Annotated in this window: 14 protein-coding genes; 7 read left to right on the forward strand and 7 right to left on the reverse strand. The window is 72.3% G+C overall.

The annotated features are described in order from the left end of the window. The first annotated feature begins 296 nt into the window (after window positions 1-296). The 5 genes from folP to ABTY20_RS15040 all read left to right on the forward strand — a co-directional run bounded on the left by folP (window position 297) and on the right by ABTY20_RS15040 (window position 3,473). A complete protein-coding gene (folP, locus tag ABTY20_RS15020; RefSeq protein WP_351997431.1) occupies window positions 297-1,211 on the forward strand; it encodes a dihydropteroate synthase in 915 nt (304 codons plus the stop codon). Then, complete coding sequence (locus ABTY20_RS15025) at window positions 1,208-1,714, forward strand: nuclear transport factor 2 family protein (RefSeq protein ID WP_351997432.1); 507 nt, start codon at window positions 1,208-1,210, stop codon at window positions 1,712-1,714. Before folP ends, ABTY20_RS15025 begins: the two co-directional genes overlap by 4 nt. A gap of 240 nt (window positions 1,715-1,954) precedes the next feature. Beyond that, on the forward strand, window positions 1,955-2,314 hold the full coding sequence (folB, locus tag ABTY20_RS15030; protein ID WP_351997433.1) for a dihydroneopterin aldolase: 360 nt from the start codon (window positions 1,955-1,957) through the stop codon (window positions 2,312-2,314). Next, complete coding sequence (gene folK / locus ABTY20_RS15035) at window positions 2,311-2,922, forward strand: 2-amino-4-hydroxy-6-hydroxymethyldihydropteridine diphosphokinase (protein WP_351997434.1); 612 nt, start codon at window positions 2,311-2,313, stop codon at window positions 2,920-2,922. Before folB ends, folK begins: the two co-directional genes overlap by 4 nt. A gap of 59 nt (window positions 2,923-2,981) precedes the next feature. After that, on the forward strand, window positions 2,982-3,473 hold the full coding sequence (locus tag ABTY20_RS15040; protein ID WP_351997435.1) for a DUF3180 domain-containing protein: 492 nt from the start codon (window positions 2,982-2,984) through the stop codon (window positions 3,471-3,473). Between the two features lie 25 nt (window positions 3,474-3,498). Here the strand turns inward: ABTY20_RS15040 and folE are convergent, their stop codons facing one another. The 6 genes from folE to dacB form a co-directional block, all read right to left on the reverse strand. Continuing rightward, entirely contained in the window at window positions 3,499-4,104 is a 606-nt protein-coding gene (gene folE, locus ABTY20_RS15045; protein ID WP_351997436.1) for a GTP cyclohydrolase I FolE, read from the reverse strand. Window positions 4,105-4,244: 140 nt separating this feature from the next. Then, window positions 4,245-6,284, reverse strand: coding sequence for an ATP-dependent zinc metalloprotease FtsH (ftsH, locus tag ABTY20_RS15050; protein WP_351997471.1), 2,040 nt, complete (start codon window positions 6,282-6,284; stop codon window positions 4,245-4,247). 187 nt (window positions 6,285-6,471) lie between these two features. Further along, complete coding sequence (gene hpt / locus ABTY20_RS15055) at window positions 6,472-7,032, reverse strand: hypoxanthine phosphoribosyltransferase (RefSeq protein ID WP_351997472.1); 561 nt, start codon at window positions 7,030-7,032, stop codon at window positions 6,472-6,474. Between the two features lie 68 nt (window positions 7,033-7,100). After that, complete coding sequence (tilS, locus tag ABTY20_RS15060; RefSeq protein ID WP_351997437.1) at window positions 7,101-8,129, reverse strand: tRNA lysidine(34) synthetase TilS; 1,029 nt, start codon at window positions 8,127-8,129, stop codon at window positions 7,101-7,103. 192 nt (window positions 8,130-8,321) lie between these two features. Continuing rightward, on the reverse strand, window positions 8,322-9,455 hold the full coding sequence (locus tag ABTY20_RS15065) for an Rv3626c family coenzyme F420 biosynthesis-associated protein (protein WP_351997438.1): 1,134 nt from the start codon (window positions 9,453-9,455) through the stop codon (window positions 8,322-8,324). Between the two features lie 271 nt (window positions 9,456-9,726). Then, complete coding sequence (dacB, locus tag ABTY20_RS15070) at window positions 9,727-11,358, reverse strand: D-alanyl-D-alanine carboxypeptidase/D-alanyl-D-alanine endopeptidase (RefSeq protein WP_351997439.1); 1,632 nt, start codon at window positions 11,356-11,358, stop codon at window positions 9,727-9,729. 79 nt (window positions 11,359-11,437) lie between these two features. Here dacB and ABTY20_RS15075 point away from each other — a divergent pair, with 79 nt between their 5' ends. After that, window positions 11,438-11,929 (forward strand): inorganic diphosphatase, encoded by a 492-nt coding sequence (locus ABTY20_RS15075; RefSeq protein WP_030828087.1) that lies wholly within the window; start codon window positions 11,438-11,440, stop codon window positions 11,927-11,929. A gap of 137 nt (window positions 11,930-12,066) precedes the next feature. Continuing rightward, window positions 12,067-13,761 (forward strand): threonine/serine exporter family protein, encoded by a 1,695-nt coding sequence (locus ABTY20_RS15080; protein WP_351997440.1) that lies wholly within the window; start codon window positions 12,067-12,069, stop codon window positions 13,759-13,761. Window positions 13,762-14,097: 336 nt separating this feature from the next. Here the strand turns inward: ABTY20_RS15080 and ABTY20_RS15085 are convergent, their stop codons facing one another. Further along, a complete protein-coding gene (locus tag ABTY20_RS15085; protein ID WP_351997441.1) occupies window positions 14,098-14,988 on the reverse strand; it encodes a DedA family protein in 891 nt (296 codons plus the stop codon). Window positions 14,989-15,076: the final 88 nt, after the last annotated feature.

The following is a 15,076-nucleotide window of genomic DNA, read 5'->3' on the forward strand; positions in this document are numbered from 1 at the left end:
AGAAACTTACCGCGCGTAGGCGAATGATGGTGCCCCGCACCGTAAAAACAAAGCCACACCGAGACTTTCACGGAGCATCAGGGAACGCACGGCACGCGCGAATAGGCGTACGACCCAATTATCAAGATCGTTTATTGCCCCGTGAACCGACCGGTGAACTCCGCCGGTGAACTCCGGGTGTCCCGTCGCCGCCCACCGCGCCGTGCCGCGCGGCGGGCCACGGCGCCTTGCGGGGGCCGGGTTCCCCGACCGGCCCGGGGCGCACCCCGGCCCCTTGCTGGGCCTACGCTGAACGTATGAGCAACCACAGCGGACGCCGCCAGGTCGCGGGCCTTCCTCCCTGGGACCGCTGCGCGGTCATGGGAGTCGTGAACGTCACCCCCGACTCCTTCTCCGACGGCGGCCGCTGGTTCGACACGACGACCGCGGTCAAACACGGTCTCGACCTGGTGACCCGGGGTGCCGACCTGGTCGACGTCGGTGGCGAGTCCACCCGGCCCGGCGCCACCCGCGTCGACGAGGCCGAGGAACTCAGGCGCGTCATCCCCGTGGTCCGCGGCCTCGCCGCCGAGGGCGTCACCGTCTCCGTCGACACCATGCGCGCCTCCGTCGCCGAACAGTCCCTCGCGGCCGGCGCCTCCCTGGTCAACGACGTCAGCGGCGGACTCGCCGACCCCGCCATGATCCCCGTCGTCGCCGCCGCCGGCGCCCCCTTCGTCGTCATGCACTGGCGCGGCTTCCTGGAGGGCGGCAGGATCGAAGGCGTGTACACCGACGTGGTCACGGAGGTCGCCGACGAACTGCGCGCGCGCGTGGAGGCCGTCCTGGAGGGCGGCATCGCCGCCGACCGCGTGATCGTCGACCCCGGCCTCGGCTTCTCCAAGGACGCCGACCACGACCTGGCCCTCCTCGCCCGCCTGGACCGTGTGCTGGCCCTCGGCCACCCGGTCCTCGTCGCCGCCTCCCGCAAGCGGTTCCTCGGCCGCGTCCTGGCCGGCCCGGACGGCGCGCCGCCGCCCGCGCGGGAGCGCGACGCGGCCACCGCCGCCGTCTCCGCCCTCGCCGCGCAGGCCGGCGCCTGGGCGGTCCGCGTCCACGAGGTGCGCGCCACCGCGGACGCCGTACGGGTCGTGCGCGCCGTCGCGCGGGCACGCACGGCGGACACCACGGCCCCCGGAACCACCGCGCACGGCGCAGAGGGAACCCGGTGAGCGCACCCCACACCGACGTCGAGCAGGTCGAGGCCGCCAACACCGCCTTCTACGAGGCGCTCGAGAGGGGCGACTTCGAAGAGGTCGCCTCGCTCTGGCTGGCCCCCGGCGACCTCGGCGTCGACGAGTCGTACCACGACCCCGCCGACACCGGCGTGGTCTCCTGCGTGCACCCCGGCTGGCCCGTGCTCACCGGACGCGGCGAGGTCCTCAGGTCGTACGCCCTGATCATGGCGAACACCGACTACATCCAGTTCTTCCTCACCGACACGCATGTCTCCGTCACCGGCGACACCGCCCTGGTGACCTGCACCGAGAACATCCTCAGCGGCGGCCCCGCCCCCGAGGCCGGCGAGGAGCTCGGCCCCCTGGTCGGCCAGCTCGTCGTCGCCACCAACGTGTTCCGGCGCACCGCCGACGGCTGGAAGCTCTGGTCCCACCACGCCTCCCCGGTCCTCGCCGAGGAGGAGGACGACGACGAGGACGAGGACACCCCGGCCTGAGCGACGGCCCGAGAGCCTCCCGCTCCTCACCGGAGGCGGCTGGGATCATGGCGGGGCGGGCAGGCGCCGCCGCCCCGTGGACCCCCGGCCTCCCCGGGGTGGACGGAAGGCGGCGTCCCGGCCGCCGGCCCGTGCCCGCACCCCGGACCACCGGTGTCCGCGGGTAGATTCGACTGCAGGCCGGTGTGCCGTCCGCACGGGCACCGACCGACCGGACCGACGACTGCAGGAGTGATTCGTGTGGATCGTGTCGCGCTGCGCGGCCTGAAGGCCCGCGGGTACCACGGTGTGTTCCCCAAGGAACGCGAGGAGGGCCAGACCTTCATCGTGGACCTCGTCCTCGGCCTGGACACCCGGCCGGCCGCGGCCGACGACGACCTGACGAAGACCGTGCACTACGGCGTCGTGGCGGAGGAGGTCGTGGCGGTCGTCCGGGGCGAGCCGTTCAACCTCATCGAGACGCTCGCCGAGCACATCGCCCAGGTCTGCCTCAAACACGACGCGGTGCGGGAGGTCGAGGTCTGCGTCCACAAGCCGGACGCGCCGATCACCGTGCCCTTCGACGACGTGACCGTCACCATCACCCGGAGCCGCGTATGACCAGGCCGTCCGCCGAGGGCCACACCGACCCGACCGTCCAGCCCGTCCCCGCCTCCGTGGTCGAGCGGGTCGACGCCGCCGACACCACCCTGCAGAACCCGAAGCGGGCCGTCGTCTCCCTCGGCGCCAACCTCGGCAACCGCCTGGAGACCCTCCAGGGGGCCGTCGACGCCCTGGAGGACACCCCGGGCATCCGGGTCAAGGCCGTCTCCCCCGTGTACGAGACGGAGCCGTGGGGCGTCGAGCCCGGCAGCCAGCCCTCGTACTTCAACGCGGTCGTGGTCCTCAGGACCACCCTGCCCCCGTCCTCCCTGCTGGAGCGGGCGCACGCGGTCGAGGAGGCCTTCCACCGGGTCCGGGACGAGCGCTGGGGGCCGCGCACCCTGGACGTGGACATCGTCGCCTACGCGGACCTCCGCTCCGACGACCCCCGGCTCACCCTCCCCCACCCCCGCGCCCACGAGCGCGCCTTCGTGCTCGCCCCCTGGCACGACGTCGACCCCGAGGCGGAGCTCCCCGGCCGCGGCCCGGTCGCCGATCTCCTCGGGGCGGTCACCCGCGAGGGCGTCACGCCCCGCACCGACCTGGAACTCCGGCTGCCCGAGTAGCCGTTAAGGTCGACACGACCACATTCCGGGGCACCGTCCGGGGAACGCGAAGGGACACCGTGAAAGAGCTGCGCATCAGGGTGCTGGCCGGCGTCTTCGTCGTCGCCGGGATCCTGTCCTGGGCCGGCGCCCGCCTGTGGAACTCCCTGGGGACCCTTCCGAGCGTTCCGGTGGCCGCGCCCATCGTCCTGGCCCTGATCGCGGTGGTCCTCGCGGCCACCGCCTTCTCCCTCCGCGCCCGCCTCAGGGACCAGCGCGAGCGGCAGGCCGGCGCCAAGGGGGTCGACCCGCTGATGGCGGCCCGCGCGGTCGTGTTCGGGCAGGCCAGCGCCCTGGTCGCCGCGCTGGTCGCCGGCATGTACGGCGGCACGGGCGTCTTCCTGCTGGAGTTCCTGGACATCCCGGCCCGCCGTGACCAGGCCGTCTACGCCGGGTTCTCGGTCCTGGCGGGCATCGCCGTCATAGCGGCGGCCCTCTTCCTGGAGCACGTCTGCAAGCTCCCGGAGGACGACGACAACGACGGCGGACCGGACGCGGCGCCGGCCGCGTAGGGCGCGGGGCGCGCCCGCGTCAGCGTCAGCGCGCCATGATCAGGCTCATCGCCTCGTTGCGGGTGGCGGGGTCGCGCAGCTGCCCCCGTACGGCCGAGGTGATGGTCTTCGCCCCGGGCTTGCGCACTCCCCGCATCGTCATGCACATGTGCTCGCACTCGACGACGACGATCACCCCACGCGGCTCCAGAATCTGCATCAGGGAGTCGGCGATCTGAGTGGTGAGCCGCTCCTGCACCTGCGGGCGCCGCGCGTAGACGTCCACGAGCCGGGCCAGCTTCGACAGGCCCGTGATCTTGCCGTCGACCGAGGGGATGTAGCCGACATGGGCGACCCCGACGAACGGCACCAGGTGGTGCTCACAGCTGCTCATGACTTCGATGTCCTTGACCAGCACCATCTCGTCGTGGCCGAGGTCGAACGTCGTCGTCAGCACGTCCTCGGGCTTCTGCCACAGCCCCGCGAAGATCTCCCGGTACGCCCGCGCCACCCGCGCCGGTGTCTCCAGCAGGCCCTCCCGGTCGGGGTCCTCGCCGACCGCGATCAGCAGCTCACGCACGGCGTTCTGGGCCCGCTTCTCGTCGAACTCGCCGATGGGGGCTATGCCGTCCAGCGTCACGGGGTCGGTCATGGGTGCCTCGTTCCTGTGCCTTCGCGCGTGAGGGGCACGCGTCTCAACTGCGGGTGAGCGAAAATGCCGCGCCCCCAGGCTAGAACCAGGGGGGCGCGGCATCCATTCCGGGCCCGGCGGGGCCGCCGGGAGCCTCGGGATCAGCTCTCGGGGCGTTCCTCCGGGGTCCGCTCCGGCGCCGGGGCGGGGTCCGCCACGGTGCTCTTGGCGGTGGTGATGGCCGGCGTCGCGCCGTTCGCCCCGTTCGTCAGGGCCAGCTCCTTGGGGGAGAGGACCGGCGGGCGGGTGGACGGCGTACGGCGGGAGGAACCGGTCCAGGCGGGCCGGGGCGGACGCTTGACGATCGGCGCGAAGATCTCGGCGATCTCCTCCTTGCCCAGCGTCTCCCGCTCCAGGAGGGCCAGGACCAGGTTGTCGAGGACGTCACGGTTCTCGACGAGGATCTCCCACGCCTCGTTGTGCGCGGTCTCGATGAGCTTCTTGACCTCTTCGTCGACCAGCGCGGCGACCTCTTCCGAGTAGTCCCGCTGGTGAGCCATCTCACGGCCGAGGAACGGCTCGGTGTTGTCGCCGCCGAACTTGATGGCGCCGAGCCGCTCGGTCATGCCGTACTGGGTGACCATCGCGCGGGCCAGTCCGGTGGCCTTCTCGATGTCGTTGGCGGCACCGGTGGTCGGGTCGTGGAAGACGAGCTCCTCCGCCGCGCGGCCGCCCAGCATGTAGGCGAGCTGGTCCAGCATCTCGTTGCGGGTGGTGGAGTACTTGTCCTCGTCCGGCAGGACCATCGTGTAGCCGAGGGCACGGCCCCTGGAGAGGATCGTGATCTTGTGGACGGGGTCGGAGTTCGGGGAGGCCGCCGCGACCAGGGCGTGTCCGCCCTCGTGGTACGCGGTGATCTTCTTCTCCTTGTCCGACATGATCCGGGTCCGCTTCTGCGGGCCCGCGACCACACGGTCGATCGCCTCGTCCAGCATCTTGTTGTCGATCAGCTTCTGATCGCTGCGCGCGGTCAGCAGCGCGGCCTCGTTCAGCACGTTGGCCAGGTCGGCACCGGTCATGCCGGGGGTGCGGCGGGCGACGGCCGACAGGTCGACGTCCTGGGCGACCGGCTTGCCCTTCTGGTGCACCTTGAGGATCTCGAGGCGGCCCTGCATGTCCGGGCGGTCGACCGCGATCTGGCGGTCGAAGCGGCCGGGGCGCAGCAGCGCCGGGTCGAGGATGTCGGGCCGGTTCGTCGCGGCGATGAGGATCACGCCGCCCTTGACGTCGAAGCCGTCCATCTCGACGAGGAGCTGGTTCAGGGTCTGCTCGCGCTCGTCGTGGCCACCGCCGAGGCCGGCGCCGCGGTGACGGCCGACCGCGTCGATCTCGTCGACGAAGACGATCGCCGGGGCGTTGGCCTTGGCCTGCTCGAACAGGTCACGGACCCGGGAGGCGCCGACACCGACGAACATCTCGACGAAGTCGGAACCGGAGATCGAGTAGAACGGCACCCCGGCCTCGCCCGCGACGGCACGCGCGAGCAGGGTCTTGCCGGTACCGGGCGGGCCGTAGAGCAGGACGCCCTTGGGAATCTTCGCCCCGACGGCCTGGAACTTCGCCGGCTCCTGCAGGAACTCCTTGATCTCGTGGAGCTCCTCCACCGCCTCGTCCGATCCCGCGACGTCGGCGAACGTCGTCTTCGGGGTGTCCTTGGTGATGAGCTTCGCCTTGGACTTGCCGAAGTTCATGACGCGGGAGCCGCCGCCCTGCATCTGATTCATCAGGAACAGGAAGACGACCACGATGAGAACGAAAGGCAGCAGGGACAGCAGAATGCTCACGAACGGGTTCTGCTTGGACGGCGAGACCGTGTAGCCGTCGGGAATCTGCTTGTTCTGGAACTTGTCCTGCAGCGTGTTGGCGATGGTGACGCCCTGGTCACCGATGTAGCTCGCCTGGATCTTCGAGCTGTCCTTGACCTCGACGCCGTCCTTGAGCTGGACCTTGATGGTCTGCTCGTCACCGGTGGTCAGCTTGGCCGACTCGACCTTGTTCTCGTTGATCGCCTGGACGACCTCGCCGGTGTCCACCGTCTTGTAGCCGCCGGACGAGCCGACGACCTGCATCAACACGACCACGGCGAGGACGGCCAGCACGATCCACATGACCGGCCCACGGAAGTATCGCTTCACGTCCATCCATACGGAGCGGTGCCGCCCCGTCCCTCCTGCCATAGTGAGTTTGATAAAGGCTGTTCTTCGGACGGTACCCCAGCATTGTCCCCCGAAGCTGCGGGGGACAGCCGGCAATCGCGTCCATGCATGCTCCAACGCCGCGGAGCCCGCCGGGGTTCCCGATCACGCACGGCGGACCGGGTCCCCGGGTTCAGCCGCCGTAGACGTGGGGCGCGAGCGTACCGACGAACGGGAGGTTGCGGTACTTCTCGGCGTAGTCGAGGCCGTAGCCGACGACGAACTCGTTGGGGATGTCGAAGCCGACCCATTCCACGTCGATGGCGACCTTGGCGGCCTCGGGCTTGCGCAGCAGCGTGCACACCTTGAGGGAGGCGGGCTCGCGCGAGCCGAGGTTGGAGATCAGCCAGGACAGGGTCAGTCCGGAGTCGATGATGTCCTCGACGATCAGGACGTGCCGGCCCTTGATGTCGGTGTCGAGGTCCTTGAGGATCCGCACCACACCGGAGGACTGGGTGCCCGCCCCGTACGAGGACACGGCCATCCAGTCCATCGTGACGGGGGTGGACAGCGCCCGCGCGAGGTCGGCCATCACCATCACCGCGCCCTTGAGCACGCCGACGATCAGGAGGTCCTTGCCCTCGTACTCCGCGTCGATCTTCGCGGCCAGCTCCGCCAGCTTGGCGTCGATCTCTTCCTTGGTGATGAGCACCTTCTCGAGGTCGGCACCCATGTCGTTCGCGTCCACCCGCATCACTTTCGGTCGTCCCACCGGCCGGTCCGGTCCGCCCCGCGACTCGTACGGGTCGGTGGGGTCCGGATTCAGCCCTGCCGAATCACCAGTCTGCCACCCTGCCGACGGGCCACGACCCGGCCGGGGAGATTGATGTCCCCCTGACCGCGCCAACCGGTGATCAGCCGGTCGACCTCCTCGATGTGCCGGGCGAACAGCGAACCGGCCGGCGCGCCGGCCTCGATGGCGGCGCGCCGCAGCACACGGCGGCGCACGGCGGGCGGCAGGGCCTGCAGGGCCGCGCACTCCAGGCGGCCGTCGGCGTCGCGGACGCCGGCCTCGGCCCGGCCGGCCCACGCGTCGAGGGCGTCGGCGTCGTCGCGGGAGAGCTGGGCCGTACGGGCGAGGGCCTCGACGACGCCCTTGCCGAGGGCCTTCTCCAGGGCGGGCAGTCCCTCGTGGCGGAGCCGGGAGCGGGTGTAGGCGGGGTCGGCGTTGTGCGGGTCGTCCCAGACGGGCAGGGACTGGACCATGCAGGCCTTGCGGGCGGTCTGCCGGTCGAGCCGGAGGAAGGGGCGCCGGTAACGGCCGCCGGCCCCCGAGACCGCGGCCATTCCGGACAGGGAGCGGATGCCGGAGCCGCGGGCGAGACCGAGCAGGACGGTCTCGGCCTGGTCGTCGCGGGTGTGGCCGAGCAGGACGGCGGCGGCGCCGTGCCGTTCGACGGCGGCGTCCAGGGCGGCGTAGCGGGCGTCACGGGCGGCGGCCTCGGGCCCGCCGTCGCGGCCGACGGTGACCGCGACGGACTCGACGGGGTCGAGGCCGAGCTCGCGCAGGCGTGAGGCGACGTCGGCGGCGCGCAGGTCGGAGCCGGCCTGGAGGCCGTGGTCGACGGTGACGCCGCCGGCGCGGACGCCCAGGCGGGGGGCTTCGAAGGCGAGGGCGGAGGCGAGCGCCATGGAGTCGGCGCCGCCGGAGCAGGCCACGAGCACGAGCGGGGAGGGGGGCCGCGTGTGCACCGGGGGACGGCCGGGGGCTCGGCCGTGGTCGTCGAGGATGTCGTTCAGGACGCGGCGGACCGCCAGGCGTATCGCCGCGACCGCAGGATGGGGACCCATGTCCGGTTCCCTTCATGAAGTTGTCGGGGGGTGAACCCGAGATCCGGTCACTCAGAGTGTGTAGATGGTGACAGAACCGGGCCGTTCCCCGAGCATTGCACGCCTACTCCGGACTCACGGTCCCTCGGACGGGTGATTGGAGGGGCGTCCGTCTGCCGTCGGCCGTGCGCGGCGCATGACGGGGCGCGGGGTTCAGGCTTCCGGCTTGCGGTGCACCCGTGTGACCCAGTCCGCCGGTTTGGCGATCTCCGCCTTGGTGGGGAGCGTGTTGGGCGAGGTCCACACCCGGTTGAAGCCGTCCATGCCGACCTCGTCCACGACGGCGCGCACGAAGCGTTCGCCGTCGCGGTACTGGCGGAGCTTGGCGTCCAGGCCGAGCAGCTTGCGCAGGGCCGTGTCGAGGCGGGAGGCGCCCTTGGCGCGACGCTGCTGGAACTTCTCGCGGATCTCGGCGACGCTCGGCACGACCGCGGGGCCGACGCCGTCCATCACGAAGTCGGCGTGGCCCTCCAGCAGGGACATCACGGCGGTGAGCCGGCCGAGGATCTCCCGCTGGGCGGGGGTCTGCACCAGCTCGACGAGGGAGCGCCCCTCGTCGCCCTCCTCGCCCTCGGGACGGCCGCCGACGAGGGACTGGGCCGTCTCGCGGATCCGCTCCAGGAGGGTCATGGGGTCGACGTCGGTCTCCCCCAGGAACGACTGGATCTCGCCCTCCAGGTGGTCCCGCAGCCAGGGCACGGCGGTGAACTGGGTGCGGTGGGTCTCCTCGTGGAGGGTCACCCACAGGCGGAAGTCGTGCGGTTCGACGTCGAGTTCGCGTTCGACGTGGACGATGTTGGGGGCGACGAGCAGCAGCCGGCCGCCGCCGTTCGCGCCGGCCGGGAGGTCGCGGGTGGCGGGGGCGAAGGTCTCGTACTGGCCGAGGACGCGGGAGGCCAGGAACGACAGCAGCATGCCCAGCTCCACACCGGTGACCTTGCCGCCGACGGCGCCGAGGACCATGTTGCCGGGGCTGGTCCCGCGCCGCTCCTGCATCTTGTCGAGGAGCGGTTTGAGCAGTTCGCGGAAGCCGGCGACGTTGGCCCGGACCCAGCCCGGGCGGTCGACGACGAGGAGGGGCGTGTCGTGGGTCTCCTCGGTGCCCAGACCGGTGAAGCCCCGGACGTGCTCCTCCGAGGACTTCGCGTGCCGGCGCAGCTCCGCGACGACGGCCCGGGCCTCGTCGCGGCTCACGTCGGGGCCCGGTCGCATGAGCCGGGTCGCGGTCGCGACCGCGAGATTCCAGTCGATCATCCCGGAAGAGGCAGCACCGCCGATGCTCGTCATGCGTCAACGGTACGTGAGTGCCCCGGTTTCGGGCAGGACGGCGAGGTGACCGAGGTGCCCCGGGGGGGGGCGGCCGGGCACCGGCCCCGGGGGCGCGGCGGACGGGTGCGGGGCGTTCGGTGTGCCTCCCGGTTCTCCGTCCCCGCCGCCCCTTCCCTCCCCCCTCCCGGCTTCGCTCGAGCGGGAGGTGTCCCCATCGCCCCCGGGGGCTTCGCGCCCGGCCCCCCGTGCGCGGTTCCCCGCGCCCCTTTGGGTCCGCCCGCTTCGAAGGTCAGCGGCAGCCGCACGCCGACAGGGCCGTGGCCGCCCTGTCGAGGGCGGACTGGGCCGCCGCCGGTCCGGTGGTGCCGTTCGCCAGGAAGGCGAAGGCCAGCAGGCGGCCGTCCTTGTCGACGACGGTGCCCGCCAGTGTGTTCACGCCGGTGAGCGTGCCGGTCTTGGCGCGTACGGTGCCCGCCGCCCCGTCGGCGTAGCGGCCGGCCAGGGTGCCGGTGAAGCCGGCGACGGGCAGGCCGGTGAGGGCGGGGCGCAGCCCGGGACGGTCCGGGGCGCCGGCCTCGACCAGCAGGGCGGTGAGGAGGTCCGCGGTGAGCCTGCCGCGCCGGTCGAGACCGCTGCCGTCCTTGATCTCGACGCCGGCGCCCTCCAGGGGGAGTCCGAGGTGCTTCAGGCGGGCGGTGACCGCCTCGCCGGCGCCCGCGAAGTCGGCGCTCCCGCCGGTGGCCAGGGCGGTGTGGCGGGCGAGGGCCTCGGCGAGGTCGTTGTCGCTGTCGGTCAGCATCCGCTCGACGAGCGCGGACAGCGGGGGCGAGGAGACCGCGGCGAGGGTGGCGGCGCGGGCGGTGGCCTTCGAGGGGCCGGGGGGCGTGACCTTCACGCCGTGCTTCCCCAGCAGGTCGCCGAAGGTCCGCGCGGCGGCGGCCGCCGGGTCCGCGGCCCGCGGGGCCGGTCCGCTGGTGGAGCCGTCGGTGCGGGCCTCGTCGACCATCAGCGGGGTGACGGCGGCGATGTTCGGGTTGACCCCGATCGGGTGGGTCGTGGTGCCCTCGTAGAGGGTCGTGTCGTACGACAGCGTCACCTCCCGCACCCCCCGTCCGGCCAGCGCGGCGGCGGTCCGCTCCGCGAGGTCGCGCAGGCTCGCGGACCCCCCGGCCTCCTCGCGGGCGGTGAGCGTGGGGTCGCCGCCGCCCACCAGGACGACCTCCCCGGTGTCGGGTTCGTACACCGTGCGGGTGGTGAGGCGGTGGTCGGCGCCCATCGCGGAGAGCGCGGCGACGGCGGTGGCGATCTTGGTGGTCGAGGCGGGGACGAGCGCGTCCCCGGAGCCGGCGCCGTAGAGCCGTTCGCCGGTGGCCACGTCGACCACGGCGGCGGAGAGGCGGCCGAGCGCCGGGTTCTTCAGCAGCGGGTCGAGGACGGTGCCGAGGGCCTTGCCGCCGGGCGCCGACTTCACGGTGGCGGCGGTGGAGCCGAGGCCGGTGAGCACGGAGGCGGCCGGCGGGACGCCCCGGGGCCCGCGGGGCGGCGTGCCGGCGCGGGCGGGGGCGCCGCCGTGATCTGCGCCACGCGCGGCCTGCAGGGCCACGGCCCGGTCCCGCTCGGCCGTACGCTGACCCGAGGAGTCCCAGGGACCTGCGGCGGTCACCACACCCGCGGCCAGCGCCAGACCGGCGGTGGCGGCGGTCGCGGCGAACCGCCGGGTCTTCGGCCGCGCGCCCCGTGGGACCCGCGGTGCCCCCGGCCGGTCCGGCCGCGCGAACCGTGGCCCGGCGGCCGCGGCGAGGCGCGCCAGACGCGGCCGTACGGTCCCCGCGGCCCGCGCGAGACGCGGCCGTACGGCGTCCGCGATCCGCACGACGTGCGGTCCCGCGGCCCGCCAAGGCCTCAGCTCTGGCACGACCACCAGCCCCTTTCGCGATCACCCACCTGCGTGAGGGACACTTAACCACCAGAACTATGTGCTGATCATGGAGGAGCGTCCGGTGGAGTTCGACGTCACGATCGAGATCCCGAAGGGTTCGCGGAACAAGTACGAGGTGGACCACGAGACCGGTCGTATCCGCCTGGACCGCCGCCTCTTCACCTCGACCGCCTACCCGACCGACTACGGCTTCGTCGAGAACACCCTCGGCGAGGACGGCGACCCGCTGGACGCGCTGGTCATCCTGGACGAGCCGACCTTCCCGGGCTGCCTCATCCGCTGCCGCGCGATCGGCATGTTCCGCATGACGGACGAGGCCGGCGGCGACGACAAGCTGCTCTGCGTCCCGTCGACGGACCCGCGCGTGGAGCACCTGCGCGACATCCACCACGTGTCCGAGTTCGACCGCCTGGAGATCCAGCACTTCTTCGAGGTCTACAAGGACCTGGAGCCGGGCAAGTCGGTCGAGGGCGCCAACTGGGTGGGCCGGGTGGACGCCGAGGCGGAGATCGAGCGGTCCTACAAGCGTTTCAAGGAGACGGGCGGCCACTGAGTCCTCCCGCTGCGCGACGCAGAACGGGCCGCACGCGCGCGTGCGGCCCGTTCTGTCGTGCGTGCGCATACTGAGGCTGTACGGGGCAGGTTTACGGACGGTCCCATGGACGGTGTCGTAAAGGGAGAGCGGAGCAGGTGACGGACGCGGAGGGCCGCAAGCCGCAGCCGGACGAGGCGAGGAGCGTGTTCGCGCCTCCCGCCGGTGTCGCGGCGCCGGCCGAGCCGGAGTCGTCGACGACGTCCGAGTTCGCCGTCCCCGAGGGGCTGGCCGTCCCGAGGACCGGTACGGAGTCCGAGACGACCTCCGAGTTCGCCCTCCCGGCGGGGCTGGACGTGGCCCCGCAGCCCCCGGACGGGACGGAGGGGTCGGCGTTCAGCACGCCGAGCACCTACAGCGCGAAGCAGACCGCGGCGTTCACCCCGGCGAGCGGGATCCCGCTGGTCAGCCTGGCCAAGGACGTGCCGTGGCAGGACCGGATGCGCACCATGCTGCGCATGCCGGTGACCGAGCGGCCGGCCCCGGAACCGGTGCAGCGGCACGACGAGGCCGGTCCCGCCGTGCCACGCGTGCTCGACCTGACCCTGCGCATCGGCGAGCTGCTGCTGGCGGGCGGCGAGGGCGCCGAGGACGTGGAGGCGGCGATGTTCGCCGTGTGCCGCTCCTACGGCCTGGACCGCTGCGAGCCCAACGTCACCTTCACCCTGTTGTCGATCTCCCACCAGCCCTCCCTGGTCGACGACCCGGTGACCGCGTCGCGCACGGTGCGGCGCCGCAGCCCCGACTACACCCGGCTGGCGGCCGTCTACCAGCTGGTGGACGACCTCAGCGACGACGAGACGCACGTCTCCCTGGAGGAGGCCTACCGGCGGCTCGCGGAGATCCGCCGCAACCGGCACCCGTACCCCGGCTGGGCGCTGACCGCGGCGAGCGGACTGCTGGCGGGCGCGGCCTCGGTGCTCGTCGGCGGTGGCCTCCCGGTGTTCGTGGCGGCCGCGATCGGCGCGATGCTCGGCGACCGGCTGGCCTGGCTGTGCGCGGGGCGCGGGCTGCCGGAGTTCTACCAGTTCACGGTGGCCGCGATGCCGCCGGCCGCGATCGGGGTGGCGCTGACGCTGGCGCACGTGGACGTGAAGGCGTCCGCGGTGATCACCGGCGGGCTGTTCGCCCTGCTGCCCGGACGGGCGCTGGTGGCCGGCGTGCAGGACGGCCTGACCGGCTTCTACATCACGGCGTCCGCGCGCCTGCTGGAGGTCCTGTACTTCTTCGTCGGCATCGTGGCCGGGGTGCTGACGGTGCTGTACTTCGGCGTGCAGCTGGGCGCCCGGCTGAACCCGGACGCGGCGCTCGGCGTCTCCGACGACCCGCTGTGGCAGATCGCCGCGTCGATGCTGCTGTCCCTGGCCTTCGCGGTGCTGCTCCAGCAGGAACGCTCGACCGTGCTGATGGCGACCCTGAACGGCGGGGTCGCCTGGGCGGTGTACGGCGCGATGCACTACACGGGCGGCATCTCGCCGGTGGTCTCCACGACCGCGGCGGCGGGCCTCGTGGGTCTGTTCGGGCAACTGCTGGCCCGGTACCGGTTCGCGTCCGCGCTGCCGTACACCACGGCGGCGATCGGACCGCTGCTGCCCGGTTCCGCCACGTACTTCGGTCTGCTGGGCATCGCCCAGAACGAGGTCGACTCGGGGCTGACGTCCCTCACGAAGGCCGTGGCCCTGGCCATGGCCATCGCGATCGGGGTGAACCTCGGGTCGGAGATCTCGCGGATCTTCCTGCGGATCGGGTCCGCGGAGAAGCGGCGGGCGGCCAAGCGGACGCGGGGCTTCTAGGGCCTCTCGTTTGGATCAGGTCGGCCGCGACCGACGGTGCGTCGTGGCCGACCCGAGCGGGGCTTGGTGCGTGCAGATGCAAGGCGGAGGAGGGCGCCAACGCGGAGCGTTGGCAACTGATGACAACGCGGCAGATGCGCGTGCCAAGCCCCGCGACGCCGACATGATCCAAACGAGAGGCCCTAGCGCGGAGGTCCGGGCGCGGGCGCCGTCCGGGTCCCGGTGCCGTCCGGCTCGGAGCCTCGGGTGCGGTGGCGGCCGCGGGCCGGCGGCAGCTTGTCGCGCCCGCGCGGCGGAGCCGCACGTCGACGCGGCCCCGCGCCCCCGCGGTGCGCTTCAGTAGCCGCGGTTGTAGGGCTGCTGCTGGTTGTAGTGCTCGTCGCCGTACGGCTGCTGGGGCTGCTGCTGCGGGTACCCCTGGTTGCCGTACGGCTGCTGGGGGTGGCCCTGGTCGCCGTAGTGCTGCCGCCGGGGCTGCTGGGGTGCGGCCGGGGTGATGCGGCGCAGCTGGGTCGTGGCGTCGTCCATGACCATGTGCTGGGGCTGCTGGGGCTGCTGGGGGTACTGCGGCTGCTGCGGGGCGGCGGCCGGGATCTCGGCGGCGGCGCGCTTCTTCTTCCCGCGCTCGCGCAGGTACTCGATGAGGATCGGCACCACGGAGACGAAGACGATCAGGATGAGGATCGCCTCGACGTTGGTCTTGATGAACTCGATCTGCCCGAGCCAGTAGCCCGCGAGGGTGACGCCGGTGCCCCAGGCGACACCGCCGATGACGTTGTAGGTGAGGAAGGTGCGGTACTTCATCCGGCCGGCGCCGGCCACGATGGGGGCGAAGGTGCGCACGATCGGGACGAAGCGGGCCAGCACGATCGCCTTGGGACCGTACTTCTCCATGAACTCGTGGGCCTTCTCCAGGTTCTCCTGTTTGAAGAGCTTGGAGTTCGGCCGGCTGAACAGCCTGGGCCCGAAGAACTTGCCGATCATGTATCCGACCTGGTCGCCGATGACGGCGGCCAGCACGATCAGCGTGCACACCAGCCACAGCGGCTGGCTGATGTAGGTGCCCTCGGCCACGAAGAGACCCGCCGTGAACAGCAGGGAGTCACCGGGCAGGAACGCGAAGAGTCCGGACTCCGCGAAGACGATCAACAGGATGCCGGGGAGGCTGAAGGTCTCGATCAGGTAGTCCGGGCTCAGCCACTCAGGGCCGAGCGCAAGCGTGGTCACGGGGATGTGGCTCCTGCAGCTGGGGGTCGGGGCGGGGGCTGGCTGCCCAAATTATGAACGCAGCCGTCGGGGCCCGGGTTCCGCGGGG

It is taken from the genome of Streptomyces sp. NPDC126497, assembly GCF_040302425.1.
Classification (GTDB): Bacteria; Actinomycetota; Actinomycetes; order Streptomycetales; family Streptomycetaceae; genus Streptomyces.

What these genes read in the sequence shown, in the direction of transcription:
- folP (WP_351997431.1), top strand. Translation starts at nt 297, where the DNA reads ATGAGCAACCACAGCGGACGCCGCCAGGTCGCGGGCCTTCCTCCCTGG.
- folK (WP_351997434.1), top strand. Translation starts at nt 2,311, where the DNA reads ATGACCAGGCCGTCCGCCGAGGGCCACACCGACCCGACCGTCCAGCCC.
- folE (WP_351997436.1), bottom strand. Translation starts at nt 4,104, where the DNA reads ATGACCGACCCCGTGACGCTGGACGGCATAGCCCCCATCGGCGAGTTC.
- ftsH (WP_351997471.1), bottom strand. Translation starts at nt 6,284, where the DNA reads ATGGACGTGAAGCGATACTTCCGTGGGCCGGTCATGTGGATCGTGCTG.
- hpt (WP_351997472.1), bottom strand. Translation starts at nt 7,032, where the DNA reads ATGCGGGTGGACGCGAACGACATGGGTGCCGACCTCGAGAAGGTGCTC.
- tilS (WP_351997437.1), bottom strand. Translation starts at nt 8,129, where the DNA reads ATGGGTCCCCATCCTGCGGTCGCGGCGATACGCCTGGCGGTCCGCCGC.
- ABTY20_RS15065 (WP_351997438.1), bottom strand. Translation starts at nt 9,455, where the DNA reads ATGACGAGCATCGGCGGTGCTGCCTCTTCCGGGATGATCGACTGGAAT.